Source organism: Pseudomonas sp. 3B-A001-10F (assembly GCF_056313565.1).
Genome location: NZ_JBQYFW010000015.1, coordinates 57675 through 73287, shown reverse-complemented (window position 1 = coordinate 73287; position 15613 = coordinate 57675). Strand labels below are relative to the sequence as shown.

The 15613-nt window shown below is 60.6% G+C and carries 14 protein-coding genes; 6 read left to right on the top strand and 8 right to left on the bottom strand.

The window, feature by feature from the left end:
* Positions 1 to 50: 50 nt before the first annotated feature.
* On the bottom strand, positions 51 to 1379 hold the full coding sequence (gene miaB / locus AC0ZWN_RS15765) for a tRNA (N6-isopentenyl adenosine(37)-C2)-methylthiotransferase MiaB (protein ID WP_476335664.1): 1329 nt from the start codon (positions 1377 to 1379) through the stop codon (positions 51 to 53).
* 133 nt (positions 1380 to 1512) lie between these two features.
* On the opposite strand from miaB, the gene AC0ZWN_RS15760 reads away from it, so the two are divergent.
* On the top strand, positions 1513 to 1842 hold the full coding sequence (locus AC0ZWN_RS15760) for a DUF1820 family protein (RefSeq protein WP_003185742.1): 330 nt from the start codon (positions 1513 to 1515) through the stop codon (positions 1840 to 1842).
* Between the two features lie 54 nt (positions 1843 to 1896).
* On the opposite strand, the gene AC0ZWN_RS15755 is transcribed toward AC0ZWN_RS15760, so the two are convergent.
* The 4 genes from AC0ZWN_RS15755 to AC0ZWN_RS15740 form a co-directional block, all read right to left on the bottom strand.
* Complete coding sequence (locus AC0ZWN_RS15755; protein ID WP_003228518.1) at positions 1897 to 2451, bottom strand: tetratricopeptide repeat protein; 555 nt, start codon at positions 2449 to 2451, stop codon at positions 1897 to 1899.
* 225 nt (positions 2452 to 2676) lie between these two features.
* Complete coding sequence (gene hemL / locus AC0ZWN_RS15750; RefSeq protein ID WP_099757261.1) at positions 2677 to 3960, bottom strand: glutamate-1-semialdehyde 2,1-aminomutase; 1284 nt, start codon at positions 3958 to 3960, stop codon at positions 2677 to 2679.
* Between the two features lie 15 nt (positions 3961 to 3975).
* Positions 3976 to 4599 carry a thiamine phosphate synthase gene (thiE, locus tag AC0ZWN_RS15745; protein ID WP_476335662.1) on the bottom strand — a complete coding sequence of 208 codons (624 nt, stop codon included), beginning with the start codon at positions 4597 to 4599 and terminating at the stop codon, positions 3976 to 3978.
* Between the two features lie 18 nt (positions 4600 to 4617).
* Complete coding sequence (locus tag AC0ZWN_RS15740) at positions 4618 to 5415, bottom strand: hydroxymethylpyrimidine/phosphomethylpyrimidine kinase (RefSeq protein ID WP_007909650.1); 798 nt, start codon at positions 5413 to 5415, stop codon at positions 4618 to 4620.
* Positions 5416 to 5719: 304 nt separating this feature from the next.
* Here AC0ZWN_RS15740 and AC0ZWN_RS15735 point away from each other — a divergent pair, with 304 nt between their 5' ends.
* From AC0ZWN_RS15735 to AC0ZWN_RS15720, 4 genes are all read left to right on the top strand, one after another.
* On the top strand, positions 5720 to 8074 hold the full coding sequence (locus AC0ZWN_RS15735) for a 7TM diverse intracellular signaling domain-containing protein (protein ID WP_476335660.1): 2355 nt from the start codon (positions 5720 to 5722) through the stop codon (positions 8072 to 8074).
* 96 nt (positions 8075 to 8170) lie between these two features.
* Positions 8171 to 9820: an acyl-CoA dehydrogenase family protein gene (locus tag AC0ZWN_RS15730; RefSeq protein ID WP_476335659.1), complete on the top strand. Its 1650-nt coding sequence runs from the start codon at positions 8171 to 8173 to the stop codon at positions 9818 to 9820.
* Between the two features lie 191 nt (positions 9821 to 10011).
* Entirely contained in the window at positions 10012 to 11511 is a 1500-nt protein-coding gene (gene amn, locus AC0ZWN_RS15725) for an AMP nucleosidase (RefSeq protein ID WP_016986142.1), read from the top strand.
* 72 nt (positions 11512 to 11583) lie between these two features.
* Positions 11584 to 12219: a pseudouridine synthase gene (locus AC0ZWN_RS15720; RefSeq protein WP_476335658.1), complete on the top strand. Its 636-nt coding sequence runs from the start codon at positions 11584 to 11586 to the stop codon at positions 12217 to 12219.
* Here AC0ZWN_RS15720 and AC0ZWN_RS15715 read toward each other — a convergent pair.
* The gene (locus tag AC0ZWN_RS15715) at positions 12214 to 12423 is read right to left on the bottom strand and encodes a DUF2788 domain-containing protein (RefSeq protein ID WP_007909655.1); all 210 of its coding nucleotides are present in this window, start codon (positions 12421 to 12423) and stop codon (positions 12214 to 12216) included. The two genes, AC0ZWN_RS15720 and AC0ZWN_RS15715, sit on opposite strands and share 6 nt — an antisense overlap.
* 294 nt (positions 12424 to 12717) lie before the next feature.
* Entirely contained in the window at positions 12718 to 13197 is a 480-nt protein-coding gene (locus AC0ZWN_RS15710) for an Lrp/AsnC family transcriptional regulator (RefSeq protein ID WP_007909658.1), read from the bottom strand.
* A 451-nt stretch (positions 13198 to 13648) separates the two neighbouring features.
* Here AC0ZWN_RS15710 and AC0ZWN_RS15705 point away from each other — a divergent pair, with 451 nt between their 5' ends.
* Positions 13649 to 14710, top strand: coding sequence for a DUF6515 family protein (locus AC0ZWN_RS15705; RefSeq protein WP_476335656.1), 1062 nt, complete (start codon positions 13649 to 13651; stop codon positions 14708 to 14710).
* On the opposite strand, the gene AC0ZWN_RS15700 is transcribed toward AC0ZWN_RS15705, so the two are convergent.
* Positions 14704 to 15612, bottom strand: a complete 909-nt coding sequence (locus AC0ZWN_RS15700; RefSeq protein ID WP_093434645.1) for a cation diffusion facilitator family transporter — start codon at positions 15610 to 15612, stop codon at positions 14704 to 14706. The genes AC0ZWN_RS15705 and AC0ZWN_RS15700 overlap by 7 nt on opposite strands.
* Between the last annotated feature and the right edge of the window lies 1 nt (position 15613).

Here is a 15613-nt window from a genome sequence, read left to right as displayed (position 1 = left end):
ATGTGTCGCAGCCTTCGCGAGCAGGCTCGCTCCCACAGGGAAATGCAGTGTTACTGGACCAGCGAGCCGCGCAGCGAGTGCGGTTGCGCCGCGTCGATGTGCACATCGGCGAACTGGCCGATCAGGGTCGGATTGTCGCAGCGGAAGTTGACGATTCGATTATTCTCGGTGCGCCCTTGCAGCTCGCCCGGGTCTTTTTTCGAGTAATCGGTGACCAGAATGCGCTGGATCGAGCCGACCATTTGTCGGCTGATCTCAAAGCCTTGCTGATTCAGGCGATGTTGCAAGGCGTTCAGGCGTTCCTTCTTCAACTCTTCCGGGGTGTCGTCGGCCAGATCGGCCGCCGGGGTACCCGGGCGCTGGCTGTAAACGAACGAGTAGGAGAAGTCGAAACCAACATCGGTAATCAGCTTCATCGTCTGTTCGAAGTCTTTCTCGGTCTCGCCGGGGAAGCCGACGATGAAGTCCGAACTGATGCAGATGCCCGGCACCGCCGCACGCAGTTTGCGCAGCTTGGATTTGTACTCCAGCGCCGTGTGGTTGCGCTTCATCGCCGCGAGAATCCGGTCGGAACCCGACTGCACCGGCAAATGCAGATGCTTGACCAGTTCCGGGACGTCGGCGTGGGCCTGGATCAGGCTGTCGGAGAATTCCAGCGGGTGCGAAGTGGTGTAGCGAATGCGGTCGATGCCGTCGATGGCGGCGACGACGCGGATCAGCTCGGCGAGATCAGCCAGACGACCGTCATGGGTCGTACCGCGATAGCCGTTGACGTTCTGCCCCAGCAGCGTCACTTCACGCACGCCGTTTTCGGCGAGGTGAATGACTTCGGCGACCACGTCATCGAACGGCCGGCTGACTTCTTCGCCACGGGTGTAAGGCACCACGCAGAACGTGCAGTACTTGCTGCAACCTTCCATCACCGACACATAGGCGCTCGGGCCATCAATACGCGGCTCGGGCAAATGGTCGAATTTTTCGATTTCCGGGAACGACACGTCGACTTGCGGCAGCTTGGTGATACGCGCGGCGTCGATCATTTCCGGCAGGCGGTGCAGGGTCTGCGGGCCGAATACCACGTCGACGTACGGCGCGCGATCACGAATCGCCGCGCCTTCCTGACTGGCCACACAACCGCCAACGGCGATCACCATCTCTGGGTTGGCCAGTTTCAGTTCGCGCCAGCGGCCGAGCTGCGAATACACGCGATCCTGGGCGCGCTCGCGGATCGAGCAGGTGTTGAGCAGAATCACGTCGGCGTCTTCGGCACGCGCGGTGACTTCCAGGGCCTGATGTTCACCCAGCAGATCGACCATGCGCGAGCTGTCGTACTCGTTCATCTGACAACCGTGGGTTTCGATGTAAAGCTTCTTGGCCATGGATTAGGGTCATCACGTGATTCAAAGAACCGCGCATTATAGGGAACAAGCCTTCAGGTTCCTACCGCTGCGCGTCCGGTGGCTATGCTATAGTTTGCGCCCTCATTTTTATCCCCGATGTTATCCCCCCGCCATGACCAAACGCGAAGCTCCAATCTATAAGGTGATTTTCCTCAACCAGGGCCAGGTGTTCGAAATGTACGCCAAGCAGATCTATCAAAGTGATCTGTGGGGCTTTCTGGAAGTGGAAGAGTTCGTCTTTGGCGAGCGCACGCAAGTGGTCGTCGATCCGAGCGAAGAAAAGCTCAAGGCGCAGTTCGAAGGCGTGGTGCGCAGCTTTGTGCCGATGCATTCGATTGTGCGCATCGATGAAGTGGAACGTCTGGGCACCCCGAAAATCAGCGAAGCCCGCGGCGCGGTCGGCAATGTGATGCCGTTTCCGATGCCGATGCCTGAGAAGTAAGCCTTAAAACCGAGTAGCCTGCTCGCGAAGAGGCCAGAAAGGTCGGCGCAAAAATCAGGGAAGAGGCGAAAACGGCGTACGCCCATCGGCGCTCTGCAGTTCCATCAGGTATTTACGGAAAATTTGCCCGAGCACCTGAGTGGCGGTTTCGAGATCTTCGCGGGACATTTTTTCGGAAACTTCGTCAGCCGTATCCAGCGCATCTTCAGCGCCGTTGACCGCGGCCATCTTCAGCACGATATACGCCTGAATGTTGTTGGCCTGCACGCCTTCACCGTGGAAGAACATCGTGCCAAGTTTGAACTGTGCCTGAGCGTGGCCTTGCAGAGAGGCCTTTTCGAAATAGCTCAAGGCTTGATTGAGGTCGCGCGGCGCGTTTTTGCCGTCGTAGTAGAACTCACCCAACTCGTATTGCGCTTGCGCATCCCCTTCGTCCGCCGCTTTCTGGCAGGCGGCCAGTGCCTGCGTGACGTCTTGCGGCTGAGTATTGAGGGTGCAACGACCCATCGCCGGGATCAACAACGAGTTGCCGCCTGCTTGTGCATGCGCGAGCAGGGGCTGAAGGAGCAACAGGCAGCCCAAGGCAAGGGTGCGGCCGGTGCGGTTCATGGGAATCGACTTACCTCTGAAGGGCACGCGGACCCATCGAGGGATCCAATAAGCGCGCATTATGAAATAAGCAGGGCCAACCTTACAAAGTCTTTACTCGTTTTTCTGCTGCGCGGGGAATATATCGCCCACTTTAGGGGAGATTTTTAGCAGGAGCATCGGAAAAACAGCGTCGATGTAGGTGAATGCTGACGCTGGCGATAGCCAACGTCAGCGGTGCGGCGGTTATTTCAGTGCGGCGAAGGCGCGCTCGGCAGCGTCCAGTGTCAGTTTCAACTCGGCTTCGCCGTGGGCGATCGAGGTAAACCCGGCTTCGAAGGCGCTCGGCGCCAGGTACACGCCACCTTCCAGCATCAGGTGGAAGAAGCGACCGAACAGGGCAGCGTCGCTGGCCATCACATCTTCAAAGGTGACGATGTCGTCGGCGCCGCTGAAGTACAGACCGAACATGCCGCCAGCCTGAGTGGTCACGAACGGAATGCCAGCAGCATCGGCGCGTTGTTGCAGGCCATCGAGCAGGCGCGTGGTGTAGTCGGTCAGCTCGGCGTGGAAACCCGGACGGCTGATCAGGCGCAGTGTGGTCAAACCAGCGGCCATGGCCAACGGGTTACCCGACAGAGTACCGGCCTGATACACCGGACCCAACGGCGCGATGCGCTCCATGATTTCACGCTTGCCACCGAAGCAGCCAACCGGCATGCCGCCGCCGATGATCTTGCCGAACGTGGTCAGATCAGGATTGACCCCGTAGTACGCCTGAGCGCCACCGAGGGCAACGCGGAAACCGGTCATCACTTCGTCGAAAATCAGCACCACGCCATGCTTGTCGCACAGCGTGCGCAGGCCTTCGAGGAAGCCCGGCGCTGGTGGTACGCAGTTCATGTTGCCGGCCACTGGCTCAACGATGATGCAGGCCACTTCCTGGCCGACTTCAGTGAGCATCTTCTCAACCGCGTCGATGTCGTTGAACGGCAGGGTCAGGGTGTGTTTGGCGAACGCCGCCGGCACACCGGCCGAGCTCGGTACGCCCTGGGTCAGTGCGCCGGAACCGGCCTTGACCAGCAGGCTGTCGGAGTGGCCGTGATAGCAGCCCTCGAACTTGATGATGCTGTCACGGCCGGTGTAACCACGGGCCAGACGGATCGCGCTCATGGTCGCTTCGGTGCCGGAGCTGACCATGCGCACCATGTCCATCGACGGCACCAGCGAGCAGACCAGATCGGCCATCTCGGTTTCCATCGCGGTCGGCGCGCCGTAGGACAAGCCGTGTTGCAGTTGATTGCGCACCGCGTCCAGAACATCCGGGTGGCTGTGGCCGAGGATCATCGGACCCCACGAACCAACGTAATCGACATAACGCTTGTCGTCTTCGTCGGTAACGTAAGCACCTTCGGCGTGTTTGAAGAACAGCGGCGTGCCGCCAACGCTCTTGAACGCACGAACGGGCGAGTTCACGCCACCGGGGATGTGTTTCTGGGCATTGGCAAACAGCGTTTCGGAACGAGACATGATCGGGCTCTCAAATCAGACTTTCAGTAATTCATTGAACGCGCGGGCGCGGCGGGTCACTTCGGCGGTGCTCTCGGCACCAAACAGACCGTGAACTACGGCGAGCAGGTCGACCCCATGGGCCACCAGCGGCGCGGCGTTGTCGAGGGTGATGCCGCCAATCGCGCAGATTGGCAGGTGCAGCGTGCGCTTGGCTTCGTCGAGCAGATCGAGGCTGCAGGTCGGCGCGCCGGGCTTGGTGTTGGAGTTGAAGAAGCGACCGAAGGCGACATAACTCGCACCTTCTTTGGCCGCTTGTTCGGCCAGCGCGATTTGCGCGTGGCAGGTCGAGCCGATGATCGCTTTCGAGCCGAGCAGGGCGCGGGTCGGCGACAGCGGGCCGTCGGTCTGGCCGAGGTGCACGCCAACGTTGAGGCGCGCGGCCAGTTCAGCATCATCGTTGATGATCAGCTGCGTCTTGTAGCGCTCGCACAGATCACGCAGCGCTTCGGCCTCACGCAGACGGCGGGCATCATCGTTGCTCTTGTCGCGGTATTGCAGCAGGGTGACGCCGCCTTCCAGCGCCGCCTCCACGTAAGACAGAAACTTGCCGGCCAGCAACTGGCTGTCGGTAATGGCATACAGGCCACGTAGTTTCATCAGGCAGACCTCACGACGTTACGAGCAGAAATCCAGCGGCAGGCGACGCGGGACGAACTGGCCTTTGCCCAGTTGTTCGGCATCGCGTAGGGTGCGCCAGGTGTAATCCAGTGCACTGCGTACGGCGCTGGCCAGGTGTTCGCCCTGGGCCAGACGACCGGCGAGGGCGCTGGCCAGTGTGCAACCGGAACCGTGATAGCTGCCCGGCAGACGCTGGCAGATAAAGGTTTCACGCAGGCCGTCGCGGCTGTAAACGCGGTTGTGGATTTCAGTTTCGTCGCCATGGCCGCCGGTGATCAGCAGGTTTTTGACGAACGGCAGGAGTTTTTCAGCGCACTCGTCCGCAGTGCCTTCGGGCAGTTCGGCGAGGATTCGCGCTTCAGGAAGGTTAGGGGTGGCAATGATCGACAGCGGCAGCAGACGCTCACGCATCGCGTAACCCACCTCGTCCTTGCCCAGACGTCCGCCGCCGCCGGCGCGCAGCACCGGGTCGCAGACCACCGGCAAGTGCGGGTGCGCGGAAAGCAGTTCGACAACGGTGTCGACCATTTCCAGCGAACCGAGCATGCCCAGTTTGACTGCCGCGACTTCGGAGTCGTTGAGTACGGCATTGGCTTGAGCCAACACCCACTCACGGTCGAGGACGCGGAAGTCAGTGACGTTGACGGTGTCTTGCACGGTCAGGGCGGTGACGGCCGGAGCCGCATGGCAACCCTGCGCGAGCAGGGCTTCGATATCTGCCTGCAAGCCGGCGCCACCACTTGGGTCGTGGCCGGAGAGACAGAGGACAACGGGGCGGGAGCTGTAGATATTCATGGTGCGCGAGCTTACCACCAAAGCTGATTTTCGGGTTCAGTGCTGTTGTGGCGGGTCGATAACCCGGCAAGAGATTGCGACCATGCTGTCACATGTTGACCAACTCAACAGCTCTAGCCCGCTGCTTTGCTCTGGAACGCCCGTTCTAGAGCCTTTGCAGGAAAAATTTCAATGGTGCTCAATGGCCATCAACGGCTATGCTAGTCTGGATCCAAACCAATAACAGGTAATACCGGTTTTACGTCTACTCAAAGGGAATGGGGGGGCTTCCTGACACAACCGGACGAGCCACGCTGGGGCTTCAATGCGCTATTTGCTGATGTTGTTGTTCTGCTTGCCCCTCATGGCGAGCGCCGTCGAATTCGACGAATTTACCCAGAGCCTCCCTCTGGGCCGGTCGCTGCAAGTGTTCGAAGACCCGAGCGGTCAGGCGAGCATTGCCGATGTTCGTGCGCAAGCTGCCGCCGGCAATTTCAAACCCCACGATAAAGCCACGCTTAATGCCGGTTACTCGCGTTCGGCGTTCTGGCTGAAAATTGACCTGCATTACCGTCCGAGCAATCCCGCCGCCCAGCGCACCTGGCTGCTGGAACTGGCTTATCCACCGCTTGACCATCTCGACCTCTATACGGCCGACGCCAATGGCGACTACCGCCTCGTCCGGCAAACCGGCGACGCCTTGCCGTTCGCCAGTCGCGAGATCCGCCAGAACAACTATTTGTTCGACCTCGCTTTCGCACCGGGTCAACAACAAACCGTGTACCTGCGACTGGCCAGTGAAGGCTCGATTCAGGCGCCGGTGACGTTGTGGTCGAGCACGGCGTACCTCGAAGATCAGCCGGTGCGCCTGTATGTGCTGGGGATCATTTATGGCGTGCTGTTGGGGATGCTGGTCTACAACCTGTTCATCTACCTGAGTGTGCGCGACACCAGTTACCTCTATTACATCTTCTATATTGCCTCGTTCGGCCTTTATCAGCTGTCGGTGAACGGCGCGGCGGTGGAGTATTTCTGGCCGGACAATCCGTGGTGGGCCAACGCGGCCACGCCATTTTTCATCGGCTGTGCAGGGCTGTTCGGCAGTCAGTTCGCCCGCAGTTTCCTGCAGACCAAAAACCATAGTCGCTGGCTTGATCGCCTGCTGATTGCACTGATCGCGTTCGGCGCGCTGGTAGTCGGTTTGTCGCTGATGACCAGTTACGCGTTGTCGCTGCGCCTGGCGACGATACTGGCGCTGACCTTCACTGTGGTGATTTTCGCCGCCGGGATTCTGGCCTGGTGGTGCGGCTTGCGGGTGGCGCGTTATTTCATCATCGCCTGGTCGGCGTTTCTGCTCGGCGGCATCGTCAATACGCTGATGGTGCTCGGCTTGCTGCCGAACGTGTTCCTGACGATGTATGCCAGCCAGATCGGCTCAGCTATCGAGGTGGCGCTGCTGTCGTTGGCGCTGGCCGACCGCATCAACGCGATGCGCGAGCAACAGGCGCAGACCTTGTATGACGCCGGGCAGAAACTCGAAGTGCTCAACCAGCAACTGGCCCACAGCAACAAACTCAAGGACGAATTCCTCGCGACCCTGACCCACGAATTGCGCACACCGATGAACGGCGTGATCGGTTCGCTGGAGCTGATGCAGACCGTCGAGCTGGATCCGGAGCTTGAGCAATACCAGCAGACCGCCGCCGGTTCCGCGCGAGACATGATGCGCATGGTCAACGGCATCCTCACCCTCACGGAATTGCAGGCCGGCAAGCTCAAGGCTGTGCCGGGCAGTTTCAGCCTGCGCGCGGTGGTCGAAGCGCTGCGCGTGCAGTTCGACAGCAACGCGGCGAGCAAGTCGCTGGACTTCAAGGTCGAGGTGCTGCCGACCCTGCCGGATCGTCTGCACGGCGACAGCGCCAAACTCGCGCAATGCCTGGAATGCCTGCTGGACAACGCGATCAAGTTCACCCGCGTCGGCGGGCTGGCGCTGCGGGTGATCGGCAAACCATCGACGGACAATCGCCTGGCGTTGTCGTTTGCGGTGATCGACACCGGTATCGGTTTTACCGATCTGGGCGAGGCGACGATGTACCAGCGCTTCTTCCAGCTCGACGGTTCGATGACCCGCGAATACGGCGGACTGGGCGTGGGGCTGGCGATCTGCCGACAGTTGGTTGAGCTGCTCGGCGGCAAGCTCACTCATCGCTCGGAGCCCGGGCGTGGCAGCCGTTTTCAACTGGACGTTGAGTTTGAACTGCCGGCGGTTGAAGCTGCGCCGATCGTTGCGCCTTCGCACGATTGTGTGCGTGCGCCGCAGGACTGCACGGTGCTGCTGGTGGATGACAACAGTGTCAACCAACTGGTGATGCGCGGCATGTTGCTCAAGCTCGGCTTTCGCGTGCGTACCGCCGACAACGGCGCGGCGGCATTGGATTGCTTGCAACGAGAGACTTTCGACGCAGTGCTGATCGATTGCCAGTTGCCGGCTTACGACGGCGCGTCATTGTGCTGCCAGATTCATGCGTTGCCGGGCTGCGCGAACTTGCCGGTATTCATGCTGGCGCTAACTGCCGACCGAGAGCTTTGCGCAACGGGGGCGCCGGTCGATTACTTGAACAAACCCGTAAAATTCGAAGATCTGCAATCTGCGCTGGAGCGGCGGGTGCTGTGCTGCTAGCAGGGTAAAAGCGCCGCAAATTCGGCGGATATGACACTTTGACCGGTTGCGGAGCGGTGCTTAACTGGGTTCCTTGGTTGCCCGAAGGAGCCCGTCATGAACCTGCATCAGTTCGCCGAAACCCACGAAGTCACCAACCAGCCACCGTCGCTGGACGGCACTAACCTGTACCGCATCGACCTGCCGTTGCAGGAGTGGTCGCGGCGCTTTGGTGCCGGGTGGGCGGAGTCGCGGATCGATGCCTATGGTGCACTCGCTGGTGGGCCGTTGATGGAAGCCGGGTTCCTCGCCAATCAGAACAAACCCTCGTTTGCCAGCCATGACCGCTACGGTCATCGCATCGATCTGGTGGAATTTCATCCGGCCTATCACGAACTGATGCGCACGGCGATCGAGCATGGCCTGACTTCGCTGCCATGGACCCATCCACAGGACGGCGCGCATGTCGCGCGCGCCTCGATGACCTATCTGCACAGCCAGGCAGAAGCCGGCAGCGGTTGCCCGTTGACCATGACCTTCGCCAGCGTGCCGGCCCTGCGTTTGCAGCCGAATCTGGCCGAGCAATGGCTACCGAAAGTCCTCGCCACCGAATACGACCCACGCAACGTCGGCATGGCGCACAAGGCCGGCGTGACCATCGGCATGGCCATGACCGAGAAACAGGGTGGCACCGACGTGCGCGCCAATACCACAAAGGCTTACCCGGTCGGCGCCAGTGGCCCGGGTCAGGCTTATGAACTGGTCGGGCACAAGTGGTTCTGCTCGGCGCCGATGTGCGATGCGTTTCTGACCTTGGCGCAGACCGACAAGGGTTTGAGTTGTTTCCTGCTGCCACGGCATCGCCCGGACGACACGCGTAATCAGTTCTACATCCAGCGCCTGAAAAACAAACTCGGTAACCAGTCCAACGCCTCCAGCGAAGTGGAGTTCCGTGGCGCGCTGGCGTGGATGGTCGGTGAGGAAGGGCGCGGCGTGCCGACTATTATCGAGATGGTCGCCATGACTCGGTTCGATTGCATGGTCGGTTCCAGCGCTTTGATGCGCCAGGCGCTGACCCAGGCCAGCCATCACTGCGCGCACCGCAAGGTTGGCGGCAAGCTGCTCAGCGAACAGCCGTTGATGCAAAACGTCCTGGCTGATCTGGCCCTGGAAAGCGAAGCCGCGCTGGCCCTGAGTTTGCGCATGGGCAAGGCGCTGGATCATCTGGACGATCGCCACGAAGCGCAATTTGCGCGGCTGGTGACGGCGGTGGGCAAGTATTGGATCTGCAAGCGTGCACCGGGGATGATCAACGAAGCGGCCGAGTGCATGGGCGGCGCCGGGTATGTCGAGGACAGTATCCTGCCGCGTCTGTACCGTGAGGCACCGGTGAACTCGACGTGGGAAGGCTCGGGGAATGTGCAATGCCTCGACGTGCTGCGCGCGTTGTCGAAAGAGCCGGGGGTGCTGGATGTGTTGTTCAGCGAACTCGGTGACGGGCATGGCGACAAGCGTCTGGCGGCGCATATTCAGCAGTTGCAGGCGCAGTTCAAAGACACCAGTGATATTCAGTATCGGGCGCGGCAACTGACCGAAGACATCGCGCTCGGTTTACAGGCCAGGCTTCTGTTGGAGGCCGGAAATTCAACGGTCAGCGATGCCTTCATCGCCAGCCGCCTGAGCGGTGGCGGCCGGGTTTACGGCGCCTTGCCGCGCGGGCTGGACGTCGAAGCCATCGTCGCCCGCTCAACTCCACAAGGTTTCTGAGCTCAATTTCCCAAGCGGCACAAAACCCTGTGGGAGCGAGCTTGCTCGCGAAAGCGGTACATCAGTCGACAGCTATGTTGAATGACAATCCGTATTCGCGAGCAAGCTCGCTCCCACGGGATCTCCCTAGATGGGAAGATTTGGGTACACCCACAACGCCACTGTTCCCGTGACGCCACGATGCAGGCAAGATGAAGCTCTGCAAGTCAGAACACAGGAAGCTGATCGTGACCGAAGCGTTTATTGTCGTTCAAACCGCCGAACAAGCCGTGGACCGTCTGGCCGAGCTGCATGAGCGGGCCACCACTGCGCTGAACTCGGCGCTCAAGCGTTACCTCAAGGATCGCGTCGAACCCGACGCTGCGCAGCGTGCTCTGTTTCGTTATCCCGAACTGCGTCTGACCTATCACTGCCAGGGCGAAGTGCCGCAGACCACCCGCGCTTATGCCAAGGTGCAACTGCCGGGCACCTACAGCGTCACCGTCACCCACCCGGCGGCGTTCCGCAAATACCTGCTCGAACAGTTGGTGCCGTTGATGCACGACTTCACCGTGACCGTGGAAGTCGGCGTCAGCCAGCAAAACATTCCGTATCCGTATGTGGTCGAGCAGGGCGATGAACTCGCCGGTTCCGGGGTCACCGCTGCCGTGCTGGCGCGGGTGTTCCCGAGTACCGACCTGTCCGCCGCCACCGATGGCATCGCCGACGGTCTCTACGACTGGGAAAACACCGATCCGCTGCCGCTGGCCTTGTTCGACGCTGCGCGCGTGGATTTCTCGCTGCGCCGTCTGGTGCACTACACCGGCAGCGACTGGCGGCATGTGCAGCCGTGGATTCTACTGACCAACTATCACCGCTATGTCGACCAGTTCATCGTCCATGGTCTGGAACAGTTGCGCCGCGACCCGCGTTTCGTGCGCATGGTCTTGCCGGGCAACGTGATCATCGAGAAGGGCATGGATCACGGCGAAGCATCGGCGATTGCGGCCGGTGTGGTCTGGCACCGATACCAGATGCCGGCCTATCACCTGATTGCCAGCGATGGCCACGGCGTGACGCTGGTCAACATCGGCGTCGGCCCGTCCAACGCCAAGAACATCACCGACCACTTGGCGGTGCTGCGTCCGCATTGCTGGCTGATGATCGGCCACTGCGGCGGTCTGCGTCAGTCGCAGACCATCGGCGACTATGTGCTGGCCCACGCTTACATGCGTCGCGACGGCATTCTCGACCGTGTGGTGCCGCCGAACATCCCGATCCCGGCCCTGGCGGAAGTGCAAATGGCCCTGCAGCAAGCAGCGGCCAACGTCACCGGCGAGAAGGGCGATGACCTGAAGAAACGCCTGCGCACCGGCACCGTGCTGACCTACGACGACCGTAACTGGGAATTGCGCTGGGCGCAGGAACGACCGTTGATCAACCTGTCCCGCGCCGTGGCCGTGGACATGGAAAGCGGCACGATTGCAGCGCAGGGTTATCGCTTGCGGGTCCCATACGGCACGTTGCTCTGCGTTTCAGATAAACCGCTGCACAGTGAAATCAAACTGCCGGGTTCGGCCAACGCATTCTATGAACGCGCGGTCAGCCAGCACTTGAAGATCGGCATTGAAGCGGTGGACCTGCTGCGCACTGAACTCAACTCGCTGCACTCGCGCAAACTGCGCAGCTTCGACGAGCCGCCGTTCCGTTAACGCTTAGTCGTGGTCATTTGGCGGTCGGGGCACTAGCATTGTCAGCCCTGATCGCTAAATGTCTGTTCTCTTATGTCTCGTCCCCCGCGTCCACCTTCCCGCCGCCCCGGCGCGAAGCCTCAGTCGTCCGCGCCGCGCCGTGTTGCCAAGGCACCCCCGGCCGAGCCGAAACTGATCCTGTTCAACAAACCGTTCGATGTGCTGACGCAATTCAGCGACGGTGAAGGGCGGGCGACGCTCAAGGATTTCATCGATGTGCCCGGCATTTATCCGGCCGGACGCCTGGATCGCGACAGCGAAGGATTGTTGCTGCTGACCAACGACGGGCAGTTGCAGGCGCGTATCGCCGATCCGAAACACAAACTGGCGAAGACCTATTGGGTGCAGGTCGAAGGTGTGCCGACGGCTGAGCAATTGCAGCGCTTGCGCGATGGCGTTGAACTGAATGACGGCATGACCTTGCCCGCCGAAGCGCGGCAACTGGATGAGCCTGAGTTGTGGCCGCGCAATCCGCCGGTGCGTTTTCGCGCGACCATACCGACGTCATGGCTGGAACTGGTGATTCGCGAAGGGCGCAACCGTCAGGTACGGCGCATGACGGCGGCGGTAGGCCTGCCGACATTGCGGTTGGTGCGGGTGAAGATTGGTGACTGGACGATCGAAGGGCTCGATCAGGGCCAGTGGAAGGAAGTGCCGGCGCACTTATAGAGCGCCGGACTCGATCAGGCCGATCACCACACTCTTGATGATGAACGCGGCCACGCCCAGGCCCAGTACGAAGAACAGAATGAACGAGCCAAAGCGCCCGGCTTTGGACTTCTTCGCCAGATCCCAGACGATGAAACCCATGAAAATGATCAGGATGCTGACCAGACCGGTCATCATCCACTCTTCTAATAAGGCTGGATCCATTGGGTTTCTCCGACGCGCACGCGGCTAAAAGGGCGCGGCGAGTATACGCCAAGGTGTGCGGGGTGGCATTGATCTGGGTCTGATCCGGAACTGTTGCCCTCACCCTAACCCTCTCCCAGAGGGAGAGGGGACTGACCGGGGGATGCTCGCAAAATACGCCGACCTGAACGTTCTGTTGTGAATCCATAATCGACTCAATTTTTCAGGTCGATGTATGACAGCAGACACCTCGGTCGGCTCCCTCTCCTGAGGGAGAGGGCTGGGCGGGCGGCGTTCCGATGAGGGGGCCTTTGATCAGCTACGCAAATGAGTCAGCGGCAGTTCCGTGCTGTTCAAAACCTGATTCAGCACAAAACTCGAGCGCACACTGGTCACGCCTTCAATCCGCGTCAAATGCCCTAGCAACAACTTCTGATAGTGATCCATATCCGGCACTACCACCTTCAACTGATAGTCAGCATCCACCCCCGTCACCAGGCTGCACTCCAGCACCTGCGGCAACGTGCGGATCGCCGCTTCGAAATTCTCGAAACGCTCCGGCGTATGCCGGTCCATGCCGATCAGCACATACGCCGTCAGGCTCAGCCCGAGCATCTTGCGATCGAGCAATGCGACCTGGCGCGAGATGTAGCCGTCGTCTTCCAGTTGCTTGACCCGGCGCGAGCACGGGGAAGGCGACAGACCGATGCGCTCGGCCAGCTCCTGGTTGGAGATGCGGGCGTCGCGCTGCAATTCCGCCAAAATACTCAGGTCGTAACGGTCGAGTTTGCTCATCAATCTGTCCTTGGTTGTAACTATTGCGGCAGATTATCTATCCAGGGTTAAAAATTGCGCAAGTGGTGTTTATTTCAGCAATCTTCGCAATCCTCTGTCGCCGTCTCAGGCCTATTCTTATCACCAGAATCACTGCTCGGTAACACAGTCCACAGCGGCCCGCCCTATCAGGCCCGCCGCGGCCGCCACCCCCACCGGGGTTGTGCCGGCCCCCGAGCTGCACACTGTCCAGAAGACGGCGTGAGGTGAGCCGACGTCAAAAGCGTCGAGCCAGGACGAAGTTCTCTAAAGGGAGGCCGACGGGTCTCCCTTTTTTCTTGCCTGCGATTTCATGCAGGACGCTCAATAAATAAGTTGCGTGACTGATAACCTGTTGCAGAACCGGGCGTGTGTATTCCCGGTCTTAGTGACAAGTCCTCTTACATTTGCAGGCCCCGCAGTGAGAAAAAGCATGAATTCGCGCATCTGGCGTCTGGCCGGTGTTGGTTTGCTGTGTGTGAGTGTCAGTGCGCAAGCGCTTGCCGATGAACCGCAGAATCGCGGGCCGGAGGGCGGTGGCCATGGCCAGGACCATCAGGGCAATAATCAGGGCCATGGCGGCAACAATCAGCCGCGTCCGCCGAATAATCAGCCACAGCAGAATCAGCCGCGCCCTCAGAACAACGAGATCATTCGTGGCGACAACAGTCGCCAGTTCGAGCACAACGGCCAGCAGCACAACAACAATGGCCAGTGGCAAAACCACGACCAGAACCGTCCGGCGTACAACCCCAACCCGGTGCGCCAGCCGCCACCACCGCCACAACTGCCGGCCAATAGCCTGCCGATCCAGCCACGGCCCGATACCGTGCGCCAGAGCCAGGAACCGCGTCAGGGTTACTATCGCGACGAGCGCCCGCAAAACGGTTATCACAATCAGCAATGGCAGACCGGTAACCGGCCTAATGACAATCGCTGGCCGGGCCGTCCGGATGGTCATGGCAATGGCTGGGGGCCTGGTCCGCAATATCGACCGGGGCATGTGATCGACCGTTTCCCGGATCGTGACTACCGCGTGCCGTATCGCGGTCAGGATTACTTCTACTCCGCAGGCTACTGGTATCGCCCGCAAGGCCCGCGCTACATCGTCGTGCAGCCGCCACGCGGGATTCGCATTCAGTATTTGCCCGATTACGCCCGTGAAGTGTGGATCGGCGGTTCGCTATTGTTCCTCGCCGCCGGTGCCTACTACGCCTATCAAGAAGCGACCCAGGATTATGTAGTCGTCGAGCCGCCGGTTCAGCCGCAACCGCAGCCGCAATCCCAAGGCTATGACGTCGAAGCCTATCCGGCCAACGGCCAGTCGCCGGAGCAGGTGCAGCAGGATGGATACCAGTGCTATCAGTACGCCGTGCAGCAAAGCGGTTTCGACCCGCGCACCGCGACGTATCAACCGGCACCCGAAGTGGTGCAGGCCTACCGCCAGGCTCAAGGGAATTGCCTGAGCAGTCGCGGTTATCAGGTCAGTTACTGAAGCCGGGTTTGCGCCCGTTCTGACTTGACCACTTCCTGCGGGTCGGCGTGCACCAGCACTTCGGCTCGCGGGTAGGCCTTGTGAATGGCATCGGCGGCTTGGTCGCTGATGCCGTGTGCCACTGACAAGGTCAATTCCCCCGGCAATTCCAGGTGCAACTGCACGAACCAGTGGTTGCCGGAGATCCGCGTGCGCAAGTCATGCGCGCCCAACACCCCCGGCACGCTGCAGGCCAGTTCGAGCATGTGCTGACTGACGTCGGTTGGCAGTTCTTCATCCATTAGCACCGAAAAACTTTCCCGGGCGATCTGGATCGCACTCCACAGGATATAGGCGGCAATGCCGAGTCCGAACCAGGCATCCAGTTGATGCCAGCCGAAGCCGGCCAACACCAGCGCCACCAGAATACTGCCGTTGAGTAACAGGTCGGATCGGTAATGCAGTGAGTCGGCACGCACGGCGTTGGAACCGGTCTGCTTGATCACTCGATGCTGCAGCACCAGCAAGGCCACCGTCAGTAGCAATGAGAAAATGATCACGCCAATGCTGATCCACGGTGCGCCAAGCGGTTCCGGATGCTGGATGCGTTCATAGGCTTGAAACGCGATCAATACCGCGCTGCCGCCAATGAACAGCGCCTGCGCCATCCCTGCCAGCGACTCCGCCTTGCCGTGACCATAACGGTGATCGTCATCGGCCGGGCGCAGCGCGTAATGCACGGCCAGCAGATTGAGCAGCGAAGCGATGCCATCCAGCGCCGAGTCGGTAAGGCCGGCGAGCATGCTCACCGAGCCGCTGAGCCACCAGGCGATGGCTTTGGCGATGATCAGCGTGCACGCCACCGCTACCGAGGCGCGGGTTGCCAGCCTGAGCAGGCGGGCGTGTTCGGGGCTGGATGTCATT